The organism is Duganella violaceipulchra (assembly GCF_019166075.1).
GTDB classification, from domain to species: domain Bacteria; phylum Pseudomonadota; class Gammaproteobacteria; order Burkholderiales; family Burkholderiaceae_D; genus Rugamonas; species Rugamonas violaceipulchra.
The window spans coordinates 1-789 of the sequence record NZ_JAHTGR010000089.1 but is presented as its reverse complement, the minus strand read 5'-3'; the positions used below and the strand labels follow the sequence as shown (position 1 = coordinate 789).

General features: G+C 65.8%; 1 protein-coding gene. It reads right to left on the bottom strand.

Going from position 1 to position 789, the window contains the following annotated elements; genetic code table 11:
- Positions 1-789 (bottom strand): AMP-binding protein (locus KVP70_RS33090; protein WP_217946685.1); only part of this gene is annotated, 789 nt, incomplete at both ends.

Sequence of the window (789 nt, the reverse complement as noted above, 5' to 3'; positions counted from 1 at the left end):
GCACCAGCCTGGCGCCGCAGTCGGCCAGCATCGCCGCCTGGCGGGCCGGCGGCAGCACCGCGTCCAGCGGCACATAGGCCGCGCCGGCCTTCAGGATCGCCAGCTGGGCGATGACCAGTCCGGCCGAACGCTCCAGGCAGGTCGCCACGCAGTCGCCCGCGCCGATGCCTTGCGCGATCAGGTGATGCGCCAGGCGGTTGGCGTGCGCGTTGAGTTCCGCGTAGCTGAGCGTCTTTTGGTCGTGCACCAGCGCCACGGCCTGCGGCCGCAGCGCCACCTGTTGTTCGAACACCTGGTGCACACCCAGTTCGGACGGATAGGCGGCGTCGGTTGCGTTCCAGTCCGACAGCACCAGACTACGCTCGGTATCAGGCAGGATATCCATCGACAGGAGCGAGGTCTCCGTATCCTTCGGACGCCCCGCAAGGCTTGTAAAATGCTCAAGCGCGGTCTGCATATAAGCGCAGATCCGCCCAGCCGACACGGATCGATCGACCTGCACCGTCAGCGCGAAACCCTCACCAAAATCGTCCACTGAAAGTGTCAGTGGATAAGTGCTGCGATCGGCCGTAGTCAGCACGACGACACCATCCCATCCGGAATCAGCATCGGTGACTTCATTGCGCTGACTATGCCGGTAATTCAGCAGCGACGAGAACAGCGGCAACGGCGCCTGCACCGCACTGCAGCGCTGCGCCAGCGCCAATGGCGCGTGCTCGTGCCGCAGCAACTGCGTCAGCAGCGCGTGCGTGCCGCGCACACCTTCGGCAACGCCCCGGTCGCCGATGC